The organism is Streptomyces sp. GMY02 (assembly GCF_019056675.1).
GTDB classification, from domain to species: Bacteria; Actinomycetota; Actinomycetes; order Streptomycetales; family Streptomycetaceae; genus Streptomyces; species Streptomyces odonnellii.
Map to the genome: position 1 here is coordinate 4869107 of NZ_CP077658.1, position 19615 is coordinate 4888721.

Below are 19615 nucleotides of genomic sequence, written 5' to 3' on the forward strand. Positions count from 1 at the left end.
GTGGCCGGTGAGCCGGGGGTCAGGAGGTCTTCTTGAACTCGAACTGCCAGATGCCGATCAGTTCCTTGCCACTGGTCTCCACGATGCTGACCTGCGTGGCATTGGTCGTCTGGCCGGTCTGGCTGGAGAAGAACGCGCTTCCAGGGATCGTACGGTACGTCTTCTTGTACGGCTCCTGCTCGGCCTGCTGGCCGTCGATGAACAGCGTCCAGCCGTGCTCGGCGATGACCGGGTCGACACCGAAGTGGACCTGGTCGTCCATCGCGACCTCGACGGTCTTCTCCGCCTTCTTGTTCAGACAGGGCTGGATGTCGGCGGGCTTGATCGCCGCGCCGTCGTTGTAGCAGGCGGCCTCGGTGTTGACCGAGTTGTCGCCGACCGTCACGGTGGCGAGCGGCGTCGGCTTGTCACAGGCGGCGAGGACGAGGAGCCCGGCGGATACGGCACCGAGGGCGACGCCGGCCCTGCGGGCTCTGCCAGAGAAGAACGCAACGGTCATGGGCCGAAGGCTATCGGTCGTACCGGCGGGGCCCGCGAGGGGGTACGGCGAGCCGCCCCTGGTCACGGTCGCGCGGGCGCCGCGCCGCGAGACCGGCGTCACGCCACACGCGGGTGCGAGGCGCCGCCGTGTCTGGCCGCGGTGAGCAGTCCCCGTACGGCGGTCAGCGCCCCCGCACCGATGATCGCCGCGGCGACGGACATGCCCAGCACCCCGTTGAGCGGCAGCGCGATCCCGATCGCGCCCCCCACCACCCAGGACATCTGGAGCAGCGTCTCGGAGCGGGCGAAGGCGGAGGTCCGCACCTCCTCCGGTACGTCCCGCTGGATCACCGCGTCCAGGGACAGCTTCGACAGCGCCTGGCTCAGGCCCGCCGTCGCGCACAGCAGAGCCATCAGCAGGCCGCCGAAGAACAGCGCCGCGAGAATCGCCACGCCGAGCGCGATCCCCAGCATCGTGGCGATGATCAGTTCGGGGCCGCGGGCCTTGAGCCAGGCGCCGATCGCGGTGCCCAGCGCGTTGCCCGCGCCGGCCGCGACGCCCACCACACCGAGGGAGACGGCCGCGGACTGGCCAGGCAGCGGATGCTCGCGCAGCAGGAACGCGAGGAAGAAGATCAGGAAGCCGGAGAGGGCGCGGTGGGCCGCGTTCGCCTGGAGGCCGTGCAGGACGGAGGGGCCGACGGTACGGAGACCGGGCCGCCGCTCGCCGCGCTTTCCGTTCTTCCCGTTGCGTCTGTCGCCGTTGCGCTCCCCGTGGGTGACCAGGCGTGCCTTGCGCTCGCCCTTCGCCGAGTCGACCTTGTGAGGCAGGGTGAACGCCAGGAACGTTCCGCCAAGGAAAACCAGACTCGCGCCGTACAGCGGCCACTTGGGCCCGATCTGGTGCAGCCCCGCACCGATCGGCGCCGCGACACCGGTGGCGAGCAGCCCGGCGAGGGTGACCCGCGAGTTGGCCCGTACCAGCGAGAAACGCGGTGGCAGCAGCCGCGGCACGACCGCGCTGCGGACCACTCCGTACGCCTTCGACGCGACGAGTACGCCCAGCGCCGCCGGATACAGCTCCAGGCTGCCCGTGATCACCGCGGCCGACATCATGACCGCGAGCGCGGCCCGGGTGAACATCGCGGCGGCCATGGCGGCGCGGCGGCCGTGCGGGAGACGGTCGAGGAGCGGGCCGATCACCGGGGCGAGCAGGGTGAAGGGGGCCATGGTGATGGCGAGATAGAGCGCGACACGGCCGCGGGCCTCGTCGGTCGGTACGGAGAAGAAGACGGTCGAGGCGAGCGCGACGGTGATCATCACATCGCCGGCGCCGTTCACGGCGTGCAGCTCGATCAGCTTGCCGAGCCCCGACTCGCCCGCGCCGTGCGCGTGGGTGGCGCGGCGGATGCCCTTGGCGGTGCCGGTGACCGGCACGCGTACGGCATGGCCGATGGCCCGCCCGGTCCTGCGGAGCGGGCCGGCTGCGTCGTCGGACGAGCTTGCGGCTGCCACCCCGTCATAGTGCCCCAACGGTCCGGGGTGCGAACCGATCCCGGCCGTGACGGGGCCGTGACGGTGCCATGACGGAGGAGCGAGGGGGAGCCCGGGGCGCGGGGGCGGGCCGGGCGCCTTCGCAGGCCGGGGCGGGACCGGCCGGACGGGACCTCCTGCCGACCCGGAGTGGACCTTCTGCCGGCCCGGCGCGGGTCCGCGCCGGGCCGTTCGCCGGGTCACGGGCTTGTTGCGGTGTTGCCCGAAGTACGGGAAAGGCGGCGTGCAGGTGGGCGGGGGGCGATGGAGGGGGTAGCGTGCGTAGCGCGCCACCGGCGGTTGTTCTCGGCCGCGCGCCTCTTCGTCATCCCGCAGAATGGAAGACGATAGGTGTGCCCGAGGCGAGGTCGGGCGCGGACGTCGATGCGGCCCTCTGGTCCGCTCCGCCCGCGGCTCGTACATCACGAATCGGCCGGCGCACCCGTGATACGGCGTAGGAGAGAAGCGAGACCTGTGAGTGCTGCGACGACGCGAAGCCGTACCCCTGACCGCCTGTGCGTCGAGGCGGTAGACCTCGCCAGGGCAGCCGCCGAGGAAGCGGCCGCGCCCGGGGTCGTCGGGGAGCATGTCTCGGCGGTGGCGGACGGCGACCGGGTCGTCACCCATTTCTTCGAGTGCAAGGAGCCGGGGTACCGGGGCTGGCGCTGGGCGGTGACGGTCGCGCGCGCCTCGCGGGCCAAGGTCGTCACGCTCGATGAAACGGTGCTGCTGCCGGGGCCGGACGCCCTGCTGGCCCCGGAATGGGTGCCCTGGAGCGAGCGGCTCAGGCCCGGTGACATGGGGCCGGGCGATCTGCTGCCCACGGAGGCGGAGGATCTGCGGCTGGAGCCCGGCTACTCGGGCGAGGACGCGCCGCCGCCGAACTCGGTGCTGGCCGCGGACGCGGTGACCCCGCGGAACCTCGCGGAACTGGTGGAGGCGGAGGACGCGGGGCCGGAGGAGGACCTGGCTCCGGAGGGCGGTGCGGCCGGGCGCGGCGAGGCCGGCGCTTCGGGCGCCGGGAGCGGTGCGGCCGGAAGCGGTGTGCTGCCGACGCGGGGCACGATCGCATCGGTCGCCGAGGAACTGGGCATGCGCCGGGCGCGGGTGCTCTCGCGGTACGGACTGCATGTCGCGGCCGACCGCTGGGACGAGGCGTACGGCGCGAAGACGCCCATGGCGCAGGCGGCGCCCGCGCCCTGTGTCTCCTGCGGTTTCCTGCTGCCGCTGGCCGGTTCGCTACGGCAGGCCTTCGGGGTGTGCGGGAACGAGTTCTCCCCGGCCGACGGGCATGTCGTATCGCTGGCGTACGGCTGCGGCGGGCACTCGGAGGCGGCGATCATGCCCAAGCCGCCGCGCCCCGCCCCGCCGGTGCTGGACTCGATGGGCGCGGACGCCTTCCCGCTGCGCCCGGCGCCCGACAGCGGCTCGGTGCCGGCGGCGGAACCGGGGGACGAGTCGGAGGACCTGGGCCACTCGTAAGGCCGGAGCCGTAAGGGCACGTCGTAAGGGCTCGTCGTAAGGCCGGAGTCGTCAGGTGGGCGGCGCAAGGCCGGCGTCGTACAGGCGGGCGGCGTCGGAAGGCGCGCGTTCGCCGCGGCGAGCCCGGTCGCGGGGGTGGCGGACGCCGGTCCGCCCTGACGGACGGCCATCCGCCAGGGCGAAGCGTCACACACCCATGAGCGACGTTCCAGCGGAATCAGCTACCGTAGCCACCACCTCGCAGCGCCCGGTATCCGCCCGGGCAGGTGAGCGTGACGCGCTTGGCCCCGGAGAGCGGGCCTACGACGTACCGGTAGCCGTTCGCGCAGTCGACATAGACGTAATACCGGCTGCCGTCACAGGAAACAGCGAACGTGGAACCGGAGAAATACGGGTCCCAGCACCGCAGCGAGGCCTCCTGCGGCGGCACCTCTCTATCGGCCCCGGACACCGCCGGGGCACCGCCGCTGACGGTCCGCCCGGTGTTCAGATCGGCCGCCGAATACCCGGCCCCGCCCGGTGCCTCGGGCCCGTCCGCCGAATAGGCCGCCGGAGCCAGCCCGCCGCCGATTCCGAGGGCGAGCAGCACCATGGCCAGGATCACGCCCAGAGATTTGAGAATCCTCATTTCGCTCCCTTTCCGCCCCGGTGCCCCCGGCACAACCAGCCGGTCGTATGCCCGGGACAAATCGAGGATCCCGGCCCCGCGATACCGCAATCAATACGGGCAAGCATTACGTTCCGTAATCACGGCGGAATTCCTGTTTCCGTGAAATCCTTGCCGCCGCTGGGCAGAGTCGTTTCCCCTTGCCTCTCGCCCGAATAGCAGATTCACCCGAATGTGTGGCGAATTCTTGTCAATGCGGTTTTATCCAGAAAGCGGCGGACGGTGCGGACGCGATCGGCGGCCGGTGGGTGAACGGGGGGCGTTTTCTGGCTGTCGACCTCATCGCGTACGGCCCGCACCGGACGCGGCGGGAGTATGTCTGTCCTGGACAGCAGCCCCGCACCCCCTCGTCCGTGTGTACGCGGTACCTTCGGGCCGGACGGGGATGGTGGGGCGCAGCCGGAGCAGAGTGGAGTCGGAACGTGAGCGGCAGGACGACCGAGGGGGCCGACCCGTTCGGGACGGCGCGGCTGCGGCGTGGGGTGCTTGACGCGTGGGGGGCCAGCCCCGCGCGGTTCCGGGAGGACGCCAACGCCGAGGAGGACCTCGCGCTCGGCGGCTACCGTGACCGGCTGGTGGTCGAGCTGGCGCAGAACGCCGCCGACGCCGCCGCCCGCGCCGGGGTGCCGGGGCGGTTCCGGCTGACCCTGCGGCCCGGGACCGCGGACAGCCCCGCCGTACTGGCCGCGGCCAACACCGGCGCCCCCCTCGACGCCGCCGGTGTCGAGTCGCTCAGCACCCTGCGCGCCTCCGCCAAGCGCGAGGGGCACGAGAGCGCGGTCGGGCGGTTCGGTGTCGGCTTCGCGGCCGTGCTCGCCGTCAGCGACGAGCCCGCCGTCATCGGCCGGCACGGTGGTGTCCGCTGGTCCCTCGCCGAGGCCCGCGAGCTGGCCGGGCAGGCCGCCGTGACCAGCGAGGGACTCGGGGACGAACTGCGCCGCCGCGAAGGGCACGTACCGCTGCTGCGGCTGCCCCTGCCCGCCGAGGGCACGGCCCCCGAGGGGTACGACACGGTCGTCGTCCTGCCACTGCGCGACGGCACCGCGGCCGATCTCGTCGAGCGGCTGCTCGCCGGGATCGACGACGCCCTGCTGCTGACCCTCTCCGGGCTCAGCGAGATCGTCGTCGAGACCCCGGACGGGGAGCGGGTGCTGCGCCGCTCGCAGCACGGGCCGTATGTCGACATCGAGGACGGCGGGGCCGCGAACCGCTGGCGCGTCGTCGCCCACCACGGCCCCACCGCGCCCGCGCTCCTCGAAGGGCGCCCCCTGGAGGAGCGGCTGCGCCCCCACTGGTCGGTCACCTGGGCCGTCCCCGTGGACGCCGAGGGCGCCCCCGGCGTCCACGCACCGCGCCCGTCGTGCACGCCCCGACCCCCACCGACGAGCCCCTCGGCGTGCCGGCGCTGCTGATCGCCTCGCTGCCGCTCGACACCACCCGGCGCCACCCCGCGCCCGGACCGCTCACCGACTTCCTGGTCGAGCGGGCGGCCGACGCGTACGCCGAACTGCTCGGGAACTGGGAGCCCGTCTCCACCGGCACCATCGATCTGGTGCCAGGACCGCTCGGCAAGGGCGAGCTGGACGGGCGGCTGCGGGCCGCGATCCTGGAGCGGCTGCCCCGGGTCGCCTTCCTGGCGCCCGCCGCCCCCGCCGCGCAAGCCGGAGACGACGACGCCAAAGACGGCGAAGAGCGCGAACTCCCCGCCGCCCTCCGCCCCTTCGAGGCCGAAGTGGTCGAAGGCGCCGGCGCCGACACCGTACGCGTCCTCGCCGAAGTGCTGCCCACCCTCCTCCCCGCCGGCTTCGAGCGCCGTACCGAACTGCGCACCCTCGGCGTCGGCCGGCTCCCGCTCGGCGAGGCCATCGAGCGGATCGCCGGTGCCGAGCGCCCGCCCGCCTGGTGGCACCGGCTGTACGAATCTCTCGCGGGCGTCGACCCCGAGCGTCTTTCCGGGCTGCCGGTGCCGCTGGCCAACGGGCGTACGGCCATCGGCCCCCGCCAGGTCCTGCTGCCGCTGCCCGACTCCGAGCCCGCCACCGACCTCGCCCGGCTGGGCCTGAAGGTCGCGCACCCCGAGGCCGCCCACCCCCTGCTGGAGAAGCTGGGCGCGCTGCCCGCCACCCCGCGTGCCGTGCTGACGACCCCTCAGGTACGTGCGGCCGTCGCCGCGTCGCTCGACGCGGGCGAGGTCTGGTACGCGGACCTGGGCGCCGCCGACACGCCCGACGCCGAGGAACTGGCCGAGACCGTCCTCGGTCTCGTACGGGACGCCGGTCTGGAGGCCGGCGACGAACCCTGGCTCGGCGCGCTCGCACTTCCCGACGAGGACGGTGAACTGGCGCCCGCCGGGGAACTCGTGCTGCCCGGCAGCCCGTTCGCCGGCATCCTCCGCGAGGACGAACTCGCCTTCTGCGACGCCGAGCTGGCCGAGCGCTGGGGCGAACAGCCGCTCGCCGCCTGTGGTGTGCTGGCCGACTTCGCGCTCGTACGCGCCACCGATGTCGTCCTCGACCCGGACGAACTGGAGCCCCGCGACGGCGACTTCGCCGAGCCCGACGACGCGGGCCTGCTGGACGCGGTCGACGTCTGGTGCGAGGACGTGCTGGACCGGCTGCCCGAGACGCCCGTACCGCCGGTCGCCACGGAGATCGTCGCCGTACGGGACCTGGACCTGGTGGACGACGACGCCTGGCCGCGGGCGCTGGCGCTGCTGGCCCGGCCGCCGTACCGGGACGCGGTGACCCAGTCCGTACGGATCCTGCTGCCCGACGGCACGACGGAGACCGTGCGGTCGTACACCGCCTGGTGGCTGCGCGACCATCCCGTACTGGACGGGCGGCGCCCGGCCGGACTGCGGGCGGCGGGCGGCGATCCGCTGCTGGCGGGGCTGTACGACTCGGTGGACGCGACCGGCTTTGACGACGCTCAGGTGCTGCGGGCGCTGGGGGTACGGACATCCGTCGCGGCGCTGCTCGACGAGCCGGGCGGCGCCGCCGAACTGCTGGGCCGGCTCGCCGACCCGTACCGCGAGGTCACCCCGCAGCAGCTCCACGGCCTCTACACCGCCCTCGCCGACCTCGACCCGGAACAGGTGACGCTCCCGGACGAGCTGCGGGCGGTGGTGGACGGGGAGGTACGGGTGGTCGACGCGGCGGACGCGGTGGTCGCGGACGCGCCCGACCTGCTGCCGCTGACGGGCGGGCTGCCGCTGCTGCCGGTGTCCCCGACGCGCTTCGCCGAACTGGCGGAGCTGCTCCAGGTACGGCGGCTGAGCGAGACGGTCGTGGCAGAGGTGACGACGGAGGGCGAGGAGCACACCGTTCCGGAGTCGGTCCACGTACTGCTCGGCGCGGGCACGCCCGAGGTGTACGTCGAACACGAGGAACTCCGCGCGGGCGGAGTCGAACTGGACTGGCGCCGCACCGCCGAGGGCGTGGTCCACGCGTCGACCCTGGAGGGCGTGGCGGCGGGCCTGGCGTGGGCGGCGGGCCAGTGGCCACGACGCTTCGAGGTGGCGGCACTGCTGGAAGACCCGTCACGGACGGAAGAACTGGCACGCGACCGCTGGTTCGACTAGCGCACGTCCGGCGATCGAGGCCGAACCGGCAGCCGGTCGGCCCCGGCCCGTTTGTTCGATCTTCGTAAAGACTCCATCCTTCTCCGCGTTCGCGTACAACCATTCACGGATTCCCCATGTCTGGCTTTCCGGGTCAACGGACCCGTAGAACCAGACTTGGGGACCATATGCGTATTCGTGCCACCGTTGCCGTCGTCTCCGGCGCCCTGGCCCTGTCCGCCCTCGCCGTACCGGCCTCGCAGGCGTCACAGACCGCTCCGTCGGACAGGCACGCCCCGGCGGCCGGGCAGTACGGCTTCCCGGAGCGGCAGCACACCGCTGTGCCGCAGGCGAAGCAGCGCGCGCTGGCGGCCACGGCCGCCAACACCGCACCCGTGCTCAACAAGATCGTTGTGAACGGCGGCAAGCCCATCGTGGTCGGCCTGACCGGCACCAAGAAGGTGTCCGTCGCCATCACCGCCTCCGACAACTCGGGCATCATCGACGCCGCCACGATCATCTGGATCGGCAGCACCGTCGAGGACCCGAACGGCTACGCCTTCTACCAGAACGAGGACGCCGCCACCTGCAAGGCGGCCAGCGCCACCACCTCGACCTGCACGCTCACCGTGACGGTCGACTCGCAGGAACTGATCAACACCGACGCCAGGACCTGGAAGGTCGGCGCTATCGCGCTGGCGAAGGACCAGGAGATCGTCCGCAAGGACGCCTTCGGCAGCGTCCAGCTCCAGCGTCTGTCGCGGCTGACGGTGAACGCCGCGCCGGAGCCCGTCAAGAAGGGCAAGACCATCACGGTCACGGGCAAGCTGGACCGCGTCAACTGGGACGGCGGCAACTACACCGGCTACGCCTCGCAGCCGGTGAAGCTCCAGTTCCGTAAGAAGAACAGCACCACCTACACCACCGTCAAGACGGTCAAGGGCGCCACCACCGGCGCGCTCAAGACCACCGTCACGGCGTCGGTCGACGGCTACTACCGGTGGAGCTACGCCGGCTCGGCCACGACCGCCCCGATCAACGCCACGGGCGACTACATCGACGTGCAGTAGGACGTGCGGTAAGCCGTGCGGCAAGACGTGCGGTAAATCGAGGCAGGCATGACGAAGGGGCCCGGCGGACAACCGCCGGGCCCCTTCTTCTCGTACAGGCGCGTACGGGCGGCCTCGCGCTTCTTCGTACGGGCGGCCTCCCGCTACGCCGGGAATCTGCGTTCCACCCAGCGCCAGCACAGCTCCAGCGCCCCCGACGCCACCGCCGCGATGCCCACCGCCGCCCAGGGCATCGTCGTGCCCACCAGCTTCAGTGCGAAGAAGTGCTGGAGCGCGGGCACGCCCAGCACCACCAGGAACGCCACCCCCATCGCCGCCACCAGGCCGATCCGCCACCAGGTGTACGGGCGTGCCACGATCGCCAGGACCCACATCGCGACCAGGAAGAGCGTGAGGGTCGCCGCGCTGGTCTCCGCGTTGAGGGAGTCGGGGCCGGTGTAGTAGTGCCGGGCCACCAGGTACGTGACGAAGGTGGCGAGCCCGGCGATGACCCCCGAGGGGATCGAGTAACGCATCACCCGGCGTACGAAGTTGGGCCGCGCCCGCTCCTTGTTCGGGGCCAGCGCCAGGAAGAACGCCGGTACGCCGATCGTCAGCGTCGACACCAGCGTCAGATGCCGGGGCAGGAACGGGTACTCCACCTGGAAGCACGCCACCAGGATCGCCAGCAGCACCGAGTAGACCGTCTTCGCCAGGAAGAGCGTCGCGACCCGGGTGATGTTGCCGATGACCCGGCGGCCCTCCGCCACCACCGACGGCAGTGTCGAGAAGCTGTTGTTGAGAAGCACGATCTGGGCCACGGCCCGGGTCGCCTCCGAGCCCGAGCCCATCGAGACGCCGATGTCCGCGTCCTTCAGCGCCAGGACGTCATTGACACCGTCCCCGGTCATCGCGACCGTGTGCCCGCGCGACTGGAGCGCGCCGACCATGTCCCGCTTCTGCCGTGGGGTGACCCGCCCGAAGACCGTCGCGGACTCGACCGCCTCGGCCATCTCCTCCCGTACGGCGGGCAGGTGCCGCGCGTCGACCGTACGCTCCGCACCCGGGAGGCCCAGCTTGCCGGCCACCGCGCCGACCGAGACGGCGTTGTCGCCGGAGATGACCTTCGCGTCGACGTCCTGCTGGGCGAAGTACGCGAGGGTGTCGGCGGCGTCCGGCCGCAGCCGCTGCTCCAGTACGACGAGCGCGGCCGCTTCGGCGCCGGCCGCCGCGTCCGGGGCGTCCAGTTTGTCGGGGGCACCGGCGGCACGGGCCAGCAGCAGGACCCGCAGGCCCTGCTCATTGAGGCGGTCGACCCCGGCGAGCGCGGGATCGCCGGGCGGCAGCAGCACATCGGGTGCGCCGAGCAGCCAGCCCGAGGAGTTGCCCGTGCCCGAGGAGTCGGCTGTGCCCTTGGACCCGCCCGTGGACGCGCCGCTGGATCCGCCCCTGGACTCCGCCTCTGCGAAGGCGGCGCCGCTGTACTTGCGCGCGGAGGAGAAGGGCAGCGCCGCCGTCACGGGCCACTCGCCGCGCTCATCTCCGTACGCGTCGACGATCGCCCGCAGGCTGGCGTTGGGGCGCGGGTCGGACGCCCCGATCGCGCCGAGGACCTTCCGTACGTACGTCTCGTCCGCACCGCCCAGAGGCCGCAGCTCGCGGATGTCCATCCCGCCCTCGGTGAGCGTGCCCGTCTTGTCGAGACAGACGACATCGACACGCGCGAGCCCCTCGATGGCGGGCAGTTCCTGGACGAGGCACTGCTTGCGGGCGAGCCGGATGACCCCGATCGCGAAGGCCACGGAGGTCAGCAGCACCAGGCCTTCGGGGATCATCGGGACGATGCCGCCGACGGTTCTGGCGATGGAGTCCTTGACATCGGTCTGCTTGACGAAGAGCTGGCTGAGGATGAGTCCGGCGGCGGTCGGGATCATCATCCAGGTCACGTACTTGAGGATGGTGCTGATGCCGTTGCGCAGTTCGGAGTCGACCAGGGTGAAGCGGGACGCCTCCTCGGCGAGCTGCGCGGCGTACGCGTCGCGGCCGACCTTGGTGGCGCGGAACGCCCCGGTGCCGACGACCACGAAGCTGCCGGACATCACGGAGTCGCCGGGGCGCTTGAGCACCGGGTCGGCCTCGCCGGTGAGCAGCGACTCGTCGACTTCGAGGCTTTCGCCCTCGACCACTTCGCCGTCGACGACGACCTTGTCGCCGGGGCCCAGTTCGATGAGGTCCCCGAGGACGATCTGCGAGGTGGAGACCGCGGTGGCGACGCCGTCACGCCGTACGGTCGGCCTGGCCTCGCCGATCACCGCGAGTCCGTCGAGTTTTCTCTTGGCGCGCAGTTCCTGGATGATGCCGATGCCGGTGTTGGCGAGGATCACATAGCCGAACAGGGTGTCCTGGACCGGCGCGACAAACGCCATGATCACCCACAGCACGCCGATGACCGCGTTGAAGCGGGTGAACACATTGGCGCGGATGATCTCGGACGTGGAGCGGCTGCTGCGGACGGGTACGTCATTGACCTCGCCGCGGGCGATGTGCCGCGCGACCTCGGCGGCGGTCAGGCCGGTGTGGCGGCCGGAGGGCCGCGGAAGCTTGATGGGGTGTACGGGGTCGAGTTCGGCGCCCGCGTCGATGGTGGGGCCATGAGATCCGCGGCCGTGCGGCTCGGGGCCATGGGGCTCGGGGCCGTCGGTGTCGATCTTCGCCCGTTGCGTCATGGTTCCGACGGTACGGTGCCGGGACGGCGATCACCCGCCGGGGGCCCGCAGATCAGACCCTGGGACGAGCCGGTACGAGAGGGAATGGTCCTCCGGCAGTACGCGCGGGGGAGTACGGGCGGGTACGGGGATGTGATCGGGGTGCGGGTGCGGGTGCGCGGAGGCCGGGCGCGGGTGGGCGGCGGCCGGGGTTTGTGGGGTACGTGCCGTGCGGTGTGCGGGGCGGCGGTTCGGTCAGGCCGCGGGGTGGTGCGGGGGTGGGCCCGCCTCACCCTTCTCCTCCGCCTCCTTCGCCGCCGCGGCCCGCTTCAGCGCCGCGTCCCTGCCCCGTACGTACCAGATGCCGATCAGCCCGAGACCGCCGCCGGCCAGACAGGTCCAGATCCACCAGGCGTGCCCGTGGTCGCTGAACCAGCCGTAGAACGGGAGCTGCACCAGGAAGAGGACGAACCAGATGATCGTGCCGCCCGTGATGGTGCCGACGACCGGCCCCTCCAGAGGCTCGGGCGCGGCGCGCCGGGGCGCTCTCGTCGAAGAACCGGTCATGGCGTTCAGTCTAGGCGGGGCCAGGTGGCGCTACGTGGGGGGCCGGGCGGGGCCGGGTACGGGGCTGAGCGGGGTCGGGTACGGGGCCAGGGGCGCTACGCCGGCGCCTCCGGCGGTCTGTGCGCGGCGACGGCCGCCCGGCCGCTCGCCGGGGCCAGCGCCCCGGTCCCGGACGCCGGCCGCGATGCCAGGCCCGTCCCGGATGCCCTTCCCGTGACGCCCGTCACGGTCACGCCCGTCACGCCCGTCGCGTAGAACCGCTCCGTCTCCTCCACCGCCGCCATGAACCGTTCGTCGAAGTCGTCGCGGACGAGTGTGCCGACCACATAGTCCTGGACGCTCATTCCGCGTCTGGCGGCCCGCCGCCTGAGGCGGTCGAGCAGCTCACCGTCTATCCGCAGGCTGAGCACTGTCGATCCCATACGGAACAGCCTCGGGCGCGGCCCGGCCCGGTCGTGTCACTTTCCGGAGCAGACTCACTCGTATGAGTGATGTGTGGGGATTCGCGGGCCGGTTCGTGGATCCCCGGGGCGCGTGGAGCGACCGACTGGTATTTAGGTAGGGTAATGAGTTACGCTAACAAACATGCCTGACCTGTCCCACGGTGACGAGAACGACGCCGCCGTGAACGCCCTGCGCTCCGCCGTCATGCGGCTGGGCCGGCGCCTGAAGCACCAGCGGGTGGACGAATCGCTCAGTCCCACCGAGATGTCGGTGCTGGGCACCCTCGCCCGCTGTGGCTCCGCGACGCCGGGCGAGCTGGCCCGCAAGGAGCATGTCCAGCCGCCGTCGATGACCCGCATCGTGGCACTGCTGGAGGCGAAGGGCCTGGTCAGGCTTGAGCCGCATCCCGACGACCGTCGGCAGAAGGTGGTCAGCCAGACCGAGGAGGCCGAGGCGATGCTCGAAGAGAGCCGCCGCAGGCGCAATGTCTGGCTGGCGTCCCTCGCCGAGGGCCTGGACGAGGACGAGTGGGCGAAGCTGCGCGCTGCCGCCCCCGTACTGGAGAAGCTCGCCCACCTGTGATCCGCGCGCCCGAGGAGGCGAACCCACTTTGAGTACGGGACCCGGAGCAGACTCCGCCCCCGCACCGAAATCCACCCACGACAGCACGGCCCGGCATCCCCGGGCGACCGGCGGCGGGACCTTCTCGTCGCTGAAGATCCGTAACTACCGCTTGTTCGCGACGGGTGCCGTCGTCTCCAACACCGGTACATGGATGTCCCGGGTGACCCAGGACTGGCTGGTCCTCAGCCTCACGGGTTCCTCGGCCGCCGTCGGTATCACGACGGCCCTCCAGTTTCTGCCCATGCTGCTCTTCGGTCTGTACGGCGGGGTGGTCGCCGACCGCTACCCGAAACGGCTGCTGCTGCTCTTCACCCAGGCCGCGATGGGACTGCTGGGTGTCTCGCTGGCGGTCCTGACCCTGTCCGGGCAGGTGCATGTCTGGCATGTGTATCTGATCGCGTTCCTGCTCGGAATGGTGACGGTCGTCGACAATCCGGCCCGGCAGTCGTTCGTGTCCGAGATGGTCGGCCCGGACCAGCTCCGCAACGCGGTCAGCCTCAACTCCGCGAACTTCCAGTCCGCGCGGCTGATCGGGCCCGCCGTGGCGGGCGCGCTGATCACGACCGTCGGCAGTGGCTGGGCCTTCATGCTGAACGGTCTGTCCTTCCTGGCTCCGCTGGCCGGCCTGCTGCTGATGAGACCGCACGAACTGCACAAGACCGACCTCGTCCCGCGCGGAAAGGGACAGCTCAGGGAGGGGCTGCGCTATGTGCGCGGACGCCCGGAGCTGATCTGGCCGATCGTCCTCATCGGCTTCATCGGTACGTTCGGCTTCAACTTCCCGATCTGGCTGACGGCCTTCGCACATGAGGTCTTCGACGGCGAAGCCGGGATGTACGCGTTCTTCAACATTTTGCTGGCAGCCGGCTCCCTGGCCGGCGCCCTGCTCGCCGCCCGCCGCCGCTCCACCCGGGTACGGCTGATGCTCCTCGCGGCGATGGGCTTCGGTCTGCTGGAGATCGCGGTGTCCGTGTCGCCGACGGTCTGGCTGTTCTCACTGCTGCTCGTACCGATCGGCATGATCGGCATGACGACCAACATAAGCGCCAACACGAGTGTCCAGATGGCCTCGGACCCGGAGATGCGGGGCCGGGTGATGAGCCTCTACATGATGGTCTTCGTCGGCGGCACCCCGGTCGGCGGCCCGCTCCTCGGCTGGATCACCGACACCTACGGCGCCCGCATCGGCTTCGCGACGGGCGGCGCGGTCTCACTCCTGGCGGCGGCGACGATCGCGGTGGTCCTGACGCGGGTGGCGGGGGTCCGGGTGAGAATCGACCTGCGCCGGGGCCGCCCGTACGTCGAACTGGTCACGAAGGAGCGCGAGCTGGCCACGGTCGCGTAAGGGGGCGCGGGGGTCCGCCGCGCCGGAAGTCGTCGGTCTTCCGCTGCTCGGGGAAGCTGATCCGTACGGTCGACCTCACGCCTCCCGTCGCACCGAATACGTCCTTCAGCGTGCGCACGACAAGGCGTCTGGTCCGCCGGCGCTCCATTCCCCACCGACAGGCGATCCGCGGCAGCACCCGGTACAACGATACGCACGGTGATCGGGTTACGTACGGGCTCGCGCCGTGGGAAGACTTGTCCGTATGAGACTCTTCACCGCCGTGCTGCCGCCTGCCGAGGCGGCCGAGGAGTTGGCGCGGGCGCTGGAGCGGGTGCGGGGGATGGCCGGGGCCGGGGGGTTGCGGTGGACCGGGCGTGACGGGTGGCACTTCACGCTCGCGTTCATGGGGGAGGTCGAGGACCGGCTGCTGCCCGAGCTGACCGTACGGCTGGAGCGCGCCGCCCGCAGGACCGAGCCGTTCCCGCTGCGGCTGCACGGCGGCGGGCAGTTCGGCGGGCAGGTGCTCTGGGCCGGGGCCGCCGGGGGCATCGACGCCCTGCACCTCCTGGCCGAGCGCGCGGAGGCCGCCGCGCACCGGGCCGGGGTGCCGATGGACCGGCACCGCCGCTACCGGCCGCATCTCACCGTCGCCCGAAGCCGTACGCCCATGGATCTGGGGCCGTACGTCGAGGCGCTCGGCGGCCCCGACGGGTTCGAGGGCACCCCCTGGGACGTCACCGAGCTGTCACTCGTACAGAGCAGTCTGCCGGTGAGCGGGGTGCCGGGCGAGCAGCCGCGGTACGAGACGGTGGCCCGCTACCCGCTCGGCCGGGCAGCGGCCGGTGCGGCCCCGGCGGCCGACGCGGCCCGTACGGGCAACCGCGACCCGGGCGAGGAGCGCGCCGCCCCCGGCCGTTAATCTCGACACGTGGACCCCAAGACCCGAAACCAGATCATGGCCGTCGTGCTGGTGCTGATGTTCGCGATCATCGCCGTGGCGGCCGCGGTCGGCTAGGTCCTGTCCGCCGGACACGCCCTAGGCCGGCCCCGGCCGCTCGTCCCGTACCGCCTGCTACCAGGCGAACGCCTCCGGCGAAGGCCCAGGACCCGGGAAGATCTCGTCCAGCGAGGACAGGACCTCGTCCGACAGCTCCAGCTCCACCGCGCGCAGCGCGGATTCGAGGTGCTCGGCCGTCCGCGGGCCGACGATCGGGCCCGTCACCCCCGGCCGGGTCAGCAGCCAGGCCAGCGCCGCCTCGCCCGGGTCGATGCCGTGCTTGTCGAGCAGGTCCTCGTACGACTGGATCTGCGTGCGGATCGCCGAGTCGGCGAGCCGGCGGGTGGTGCGGCTGCCCGCGCCGCCCTCGCGCTCCTTGCGCAGCGCGCCGCCCAGCAGACCGCTCTGGAGCGGCGACCACGGGATGACCCCGAGGCCGTACTCCTGCGCGGCCGGGATGACCTCCATCTCGGCGCGGCGCTCCGCCAGGTTGTACAGGCACTGCTCGCTGACCAGGCCGAACGAGCCCAGCCTGCGGGCCGTCTCATTGGTCTGCGCGATCTTCCAGCCCGGGAAGTTGGACGACCCCGCGTAAAGGATCTTGCCCTGCTGGATCAGGGTGTCGATGGCCTGCCAGATCTCCTCGACCGGGGTGGCGCGGTCGATGTGGTGGAACTGGTACAGGTCGATGTGGTCGGTCTGGAGCCGCCTGAGGCTCGCGTCGACCGCGCGGCGGATGTTGAAGGCCGAGAGCTTGTCGTGGTTGGGCCAGGCGTCGCCGTCCGCGGCCATGTTCCCGTAGACCTTCGTGGCGAGGACGACCTTGTCCCGGCGGTCGCCGCCCTTGGCGAACCAGGTGCCGAGGATCTCCTCCGTACGGCCCTTGTTCTCGCCCCAGCCGTAGACATTGGCCGTGTCGAAGAAATTGATGCCCGCGCCGAGCGCGGCGTCCATGATCGCATGGCTGTCGGCCTCGTTGGTGAGGGGGCCGAAGTTCATCGTCCCGAGGACGAGTCGGCTTACCTTGAGTCCGGTGCGTCCGAGCTGCGTGTACTTCATGACTCCACAGCCAACGCGTTCGAGCGTACTCAAGGCAAGCCCGGCTGCGCCCTGTGGCCGATTCGGCCGCCCTCCGCGCGCGCCCGCAGGTCAGCGCGCGAACTCGTCGAGCGCGGCCCGTACTTCACCGCGCCCGGCGTCGCTCCCCATGTGCCCCGCGTCCCCGACCACCACCAGCCGCGCGTCCGGCCAGGCCTTCGCCAGCTCCCATGCCGTACCGAGCGGCCCGGCCAGATCGAACCTGCCGTGCACCAGCACCCCGGGGATCCCCGCCAGCCGCCCCGCCTCCCGCAGCAGTACGCCCTCCTCCAGCCAGGCACCGTGCGCGAAGTAGCGCGCGCAGATCCGCACGAAGGCCAGCCGGGCCGCCGGGGGCCTGCCGGTGTACGGGGCGGGGGAGCCGTTCGGCTCCTGGGAGAGTACGGCGTCCTCCCACGCGCACCAGTCGGCCGTCGCCCGCTCCCGTACAGCAGGATCCGGGCTCTCCGTCAGCCGGGCGTAGGCCGCGACGAGATCGCCGTCGCGCTCGCTCTCCGGGAGGCCCGAGCCCGCCTGAAAGCGCTCCCAGGCCTCGGGGAAGAGCCGCCCGGCGCCCTTGTACAGCCAGTCGATCTCCGAGCGCCGGGTCGTTGTCACCCCGGCGATGACGATCTCCGAGACCCGCTCCGGGTGCCGCTCGGCGTACGCCAGGATCAGCGTCGAACCCCAGGACCCGCCGTACAACAGCCAGCGCTCGACACCGAGTCGCACCCGCAGCCGCTCCATGTCGGCGATCAGATGGTCGGTGGTGTTGTGGCGCATGTCGGTGGCGGGGTCGCTCGCGTGCGGGGTGCTGCGGCCGCAGTTGCGCTGGTCGAAGAGGACGACGCGGTAGCGCTCGGGGTCGAAGTACCGCCGGGCGTACGGGGAACTGCCCGAGCCCGGGCCGCCGTGCACGACCAGCGCGGGCTTGCCGCCGGGATTGCCGCACACCTCCCAGTGGACGAGGTTGCCGTCGCCGACGTCGAGCATGCCCTGCTCGTACGGCTCGACGGGCGGGTAGAGCGGCAACGGCCCGGCAGCGGGCGGCTGTTGCACAGGCGTGGCGGCCCGGTCCTCGTCCATGGAGAGCGCTCCTCGTACGCGGTGCGGATCTGCGGAGCCGGTACGGCCCCCCGCACCGTACCGACTCCGCCGCCCGCGACGCGCGCGAGTTCTAGGCGTCCGGTATCCAGCTCCATGGAAGCCCAGCGGCACCCGTCCCCCGGCCGGTGCGCTCAGCCGCGTCTCTCGTACGGTGCGCCCAGCCCCCACGCCTGGTGCATCGCGTCGGCGAAGGCGGCCGCGAGTTTGTGCTCGCCCGAGGGCGCCGGGTGTGTGCCGTCGTAGGTGTCCGCGTGGATGTCGTACGCCGCCGGGCGGGAGGCGAGCAGCAGCGGGGAGCCGGGCCGGTCCAGGTCGGCGACGGCCTTGCCGAGCAGTTCGTTGAAGCGGCCGACCTCGGCGGCGAAGGCCGGGTCGGCCTCCGCCCGGATGTTCGGGACGACCGGCAGGAACACGGCCCGGATCCGCGGATTCGCCGCGCGGGCCCCGGCGATGAACGCGCGCGCGTTGCGCTCGGTCTGCGCGCTGTCCGTATAGAAACCGAGGTCGATCAGGCCCAGCGAGACCAGCAGGATGTCCACGCGCCCGGCCCGTACCGCTTCGCCGATCAGCGGCCACATGTGGTGAAACCCCACACCCCAGCCGGCGAGATGGTGGCGCGCCCCGGCCGGGAAGTCCGGCGCGCCGTACGCGTACGAGACGGGCGCGTCGGCCTCGGGGTCGTACAGCTCCGTACGGGGGCCGACGATCCGGTACGGGCCGCCGAAGGCCGCTTCGAGGTGCTGCCACATCCGGTAGCGCCAGGTGATGTCACCGGCACGGCCGACAGTCATGGAGTCACCGACGAACAGGAAACGCATCCGGCCATCATGGCCGAACCGCCGGTCCCGGCGGCCGGTGCGGGCGGGGACATCCCGGGACATGCCCTGGATATCCGTACGGACCCCCGGTGCGCGGCGGCGGGGTGGCAGGCTGGTGGCATGCGTTCGCTTCTCCGCCCTTCCGGCCTGCGTCTTTCCGGTGCCGTCGCCGCCGCCCTGCTCGCGGCCGCCGCCACCGTCGTACCGCCGGGCATGTCCGTCAGCTCGGCATCGGCCGCCGACGGACAGTCCGAGCAGACGCCCGACCAGACCTTCACCATCAAGGATCCGCGGATCGTCGAGTCCAGCGGACTGGCCGCCAGCCGGCTCCACCCCGGCATCTACTGGACGCACAACGACAGTGACGACGGGCCCTATGTGTTCGCGGTGGACTCACGGACCGGTGAAACGGTGGCGATGGTCACCATGCGGGGCGTGGGTGAACCCAGGGATGTAGAGGCGATCTCCATTGGTTCCGATGGGAATGTGTATGTCGGCGACATCGGCGACAACCTCAACGGGAGCTGGGACCATGTGTGGATCTACCGCTTCCCCGAGCCGAAACGGCTGGCGGACACCACGGTGCGGGCGACGCAGTTCACCGTCACCTACGCGGACGGGCCGCGCAACGCCGAGGCGCTGATGGTCCACCCCGTGACCGGCCGGGTCTACATCGCCTCGAAGAACGACAACGGCGGCGGGCTGTACGAGGGCCCGGCCCGGCTGTCCTCGTCCGGCAACAACGTGTTCCGGCGGATCGGCGAGGTGCCCTGGGTGACGGACGGGGCGTTCTCACCGGACGGCAAGGAGCTGGTGCTCCGCTCGTACTTCAGCGCCCGTGCCTACGCGTGGCGGAACGGCGCACTGGGCGCGGACCACGCGGTCCGCGCCCCCTTCCAGGCCCAGGCCGAGTCGGTGACGTACACGGCGGACGGCAAGGCGCTGATGTTCGGCTCGGAGGGCAAGGACAGCGAGGTCGTACGGGAGGACCTGGACAACGGCAAGGGCGACGGCTCCGCCAACTCCCCGTCCCGGGAAGGCGGTTCCACCACCCCGGGCAACGACGCCGGGGCAACCGGCGGCAGCGGCTCCAAGGGCAGCGCCACCCTGGGGGTGTTCATCCTCGCGGGCGGCGCGGCACTGTTCTTCGGCTTCCGGCGCCTGCGCGCCAAGAAGTGA

The 19615-nt window shown here is 71.8% G+C and carries 15 protein-coding genes and 1 pseudogene; 7 read left to right on the forward strand and 9 right to left on the reverse strand.

Annotation, left to right across the window (positions count from 1 at the left end; translation table 11 throughout):
- Positions 1-19 precede the first annotated feature (19 nt).
- Positions 20-499 carry a DUF2771 domain-containing protein gene (locus KQY30_RS20645; protein ID WP_217308110.1) on the reverse strand — a complete coding sequence of 160 codons (480 nt, stop codon included), beginning with the start codon at positions 497-499 and terminating at the stop codon, positions 20-22.
- Between the two features lie 98 nt (positions 500-597).
- Positions 598-1995 (reverse strand): MFS transporter, encoded by a 1398-nt coding sequence (locus KQY30_RS20650; protein ID WP_254407243.1) that lies wholly within the window; start codon positions 1993-1995, stop codon positions 598-600.
- Between the two features lie 492 nt (positions 1996-2487).
- On the opposite strand from KQY30_RS20650, the gene KQY30_RS20655 reads away from it, so the two are divergent.
- Positions 2488-3495: a DUF3027 domain-containing protein gene (locus KQY30_RS20655; RefSeq protein ID WP_217308112.1), complete on the forward strand. Its 1008-nt coding sequence runs from the start codon at positions 2488-2490 to the stop codon at positions 3493-3495.
- Between the two features lie 217 nt (positions 3496-3712).
- On the opposite strand, the gene KQY30_RS20660 is transcribed toward KQY30_RS20655, so the two are convergent.
- A complete protein-coding gene (locus KQY30_RS20660) occupies positions 3713-4123 on the reverse strand; it encodes a hypothetical protein (RefSeq protein ID WP_254407244.1) in 411 nt (136 codons plus the stop codon).
- Positions 4124-4584: 461 nt separating this feature from the next.
- Here KQY30_RS20660 and KQY30_RS20665 point away from each other — a divergent pair.
- Together KQY30_RS20665 and KQY30_RS20670 are read left to right on the forward strand one after the other, a co-directional pair.
- Positions 4585-7742: pseudogene (locus KQY30_RS20665) on the forward strand (molecular chaperone Hsp90).
- A gap of 167 nt (positions 7743-7909) precedes the next feature.
- On the forward strand, positions 7910-8791 hold the full coding sequence (locus KQY30_RS20670) for a DUF5707 domain-containing protein (protein ID WP_217308113.1): 882 nt from the start codon (positions 7910-7912) through the stop codon (positions 8789-8791).
- A gap of 143 nt (positions 8792-8934) precedes the next feature.
- Here KQY30_RS20670 and KQY30_RS20675 read toward each other — a convergent pair whose 3' ends face one another.
- The 3 genes from KQY30_RS20675 to KQY30_RS20685 form a co-directional block, all read right to left on the reverse strand.
- Positions 8935-11496, reverse strand: a complete 2562-nt coding sequence (locus KQY30_RS20675; RefSeq protein ID WP_217308114.1) for a cation-translocating P-type ATPase — start codon at positions 11494-11496, stop codon at positions 8935-8937.
- 234 nt (positions 11497-11730) lie between these two features.
- A complete protein-coding gene (locus KQY30_RS20680) occupies positions 11731-12042 on the reverse strand; it encodes a DUF2530 domain-containing protein (RefSeq protein ID WP_046508126.1) in 312 nt (103 codons plus the stop codon).
- Positions 12043-12137: 95 nt separating this feature from the next.
- Entirely contained in the window at positions 12138-12464 is a 327-nt protein-coding gene (locus KQY30_RS20685) for a hypothetical protein (RefSeq protein ID WP_217311542.1), read from the reverse strand.
- A 163-nt stretch (positions 12465-12627) separates the two neighbouring features.
- Here KQY30_RS20685 and KQY30_RS20690 point away from each other — a divergent pair, with 163 nt between their 5' ends.
- From KQY30_RS20690 to thpR, 3 genes are all read left to right on the forward strand, one after another.
- Positions 12628-13068: a MarR family winged helix-turn-helix transcriptional regulator gene (locus tag KQY30_RS20690; protein ID WP_217308115.1), complete on the forward strand. Its 441-nt coding sequence runs from the start codon at positions 12628-12630 to the stop codon at positions 13066-13068.
- Between the two features lie 28 nt (positions 13069-13096).
- Positions 13097-14455 carry an MFS transporter gene (locus KQY30_RS20695; RefSeq protein ID WP_217308116.1) on the forward strand — a complete coding sequence of 453 codons (1359 nt, stop codon included), beginning with the start codon at positions 13097-13099 and terminating at the stop codon, positions 14453-14455.
- Between the two features lie 244 nt (positions 14456-14699).
- Positions 14700-15356, forward strand: a complete 657-nt coding sequence (thpR, locus tag KQY30_RS20700; protein WP_217308117.1) for an RNA 2',3'-cyclic phosphodiesterase — start codon at positions 14700-14702, stop codon at positions 15354-15356.
- A 153-nt stretch (positions 15357-15509) separates the two neighbouring features.
- Here the strand turns inward: thpR and KQY30_RS20705 are convergent, their stop codons facing one another.
- From KQY30_RS20705 to KQY30_RS20715, 3 genes are all read right to left on the reverse strand, one after another.
- The gene (locus tag KQY30_RS20705; protein ID WP_217308118.1) at positions 15510-16493 is read right to left on the reverse strand and encodes an aldo/keto reductase; all 984 of its coding nucleotides are present in this window, start codon (positions 16491-16493) and stop codon (positions 15510-15512) included.
- A gap of 90 nt (positions 16494-16583) precedes the next feature.
- Complete coding sequence (gene pip, locus KQY30_RS20710) at positions 16584-17597, reverse strand: prolyl aminopeptidase (RefSeq protein ID WP_217308119.1); 1014 nt, start codon at positions 17595-17597, stop codon at positions 16584-16586.
- A gap of 152 nt (positions 17598-17749) precedes the next feature.
- The gene (locus tag KQY30_RS20715) at positions 17750-18436 is read right to left on the reverse strand and encodes a GDSL-type esterase/lipase family protein (protein WP_217311195.1); all 687 of its coding nucleotides are present in this window, start codon (positions 18434-18436) and stop codon (positions 17750-17752) included.
- Positions 18437-18556: 120 nt separating this feature from the next.
- Between KQY30_RS20715 and KQY30_RS20720 the strand changes: the two genes are divergently transcribed.
- Positions 18557-19615, forward strand: a complete 1059-nt coding sequence (locus tag KQY30_RS20720) for a WD40 repeat domain-containing protein (protein WP_217308120.1) — start codon at positions 18557-18559, stop codon at positions 19613-19615.